The sequence below is a fragment of the Alkalimonas sp. NCh-2 genome (assembly GCF_039631345.1).
Classification (GTDB): Bacteria; Pseudomonadota; Gammaproteobacteria; order Enterobacterales; family Alteromonadaceae; genus Alkalimonas; species Alkalimonas mucilaginosa.
Genome location: NZ_JBDIUV010000012.1, coordinates 1,513 through 2,705, shown reverse-complemented (window position 1 = coordinate 2,705; position 1,193 = coordinate 1,513). Strand labels below are relative to the sequence as shown.

General features: G+C 53.6%; 1 protein-coding gene. It reads left to right on the top strand.

Annotation, left to right across the window (positions count from 1 at the left end):
- Window positions 1–1,193 (top strand): RHS repeat domain-containing protein (locus ABC502_RS18575; protein ID WP_345916924.1); only part of this gene is annotated, 1,193 nt, incomplete at both ends.

Sequence of the window (1,193 nt, the reverse complement as noted above, 5' to 3'; positions counted from 1 at the left end):
TGGGAAATGGTGTATTGGCATTATATTGCCTGTGATATACCTATTATGAATACGCCTATTCAGGTTTTTCCACTACCTTTTGTGATCACCTACGACGATAAAGATGAATGCGAACCAGGCTGCCCGACAGAGCACGGTGTGGATGCATTTGATGGCAGTGTGCGCAAGCCCATCAGCCCGCTGGATGCAGCCCAACGTTTGTCGAACACCCATGTCGGTGCTTTAGCCGGTTTGCAGCAGTACCTGCCGCTGGATTTTTATTACGCCACCGATGTCAGTGCGCATGCCAAGCCTGTGGCAGAGGTGAATGCCAACTGGATCAGCAAGCACGATGTAAGGCTTTCCGCGGAAGGGAGTTCCCCGTACACCGATCCAGCCTGGCCCGGTTACAACTGGGCAGGCAATGATCTGCACAACATCAGCATCTGGCGTCCGGATGGCAGTTATTCTGTGTTCTATTATGTGAATTACCCCGGTATTGTTGGCGGCTGGCATGCGGCACATGCAGCAGAGAAAGGCCGCCTGACGGGCAATGGCTCAGCATTTGTCTACACCAGTGCCAATGGCGATGAAGAGCGCTTTAGCCATGGCCGTCTTACCAAAGTGATTAAGCGGGATGGTACCCGAATAAGTTTTAACCGCATGAGTGATGAGCACATGCACTACAGCATTCGTAAAGGGGCAGAGCCACTGCACCAGGCCAGCGTGCTGCGGCAGGGGGATGCCCAGGGTTATCGTTATTTGATGGAGTACGCCGGGGAGACGTATCAGTTTGTGTTCGATCACAGCCACCGCCTGCTGCGTATGCGAAAGCCGACAGGGGTAGCCGATGAATTCTCAGAGATCACCTTTCACTACCAGGAGCCTGCAAACAGCAAACTCCTTACCTCGGTGACTGATGAGCAGGGGCAGACCATTTTACGTTACCGCTACGATGCCTATGGCCGGGTCGTGGAAAGTGCGACTGCCGGGCAAGGCCCAGCCAGTACCATTGATTACCATGCAGATGGTACGCGCACCGTGCAGGATAGCAGTGGCAAAATACAGCATTACCAGTTCGAGCAGGACAGGATTTCCAGGGTAACCTGCATTAGCTGTGGTGATACCGTAGTGCGCCATCGCTACAGCAGTACCTTTATGGGCAAGCGCAAAACTACCACCGACAGCAAAGGCACGGTAACCACACTCGAGCG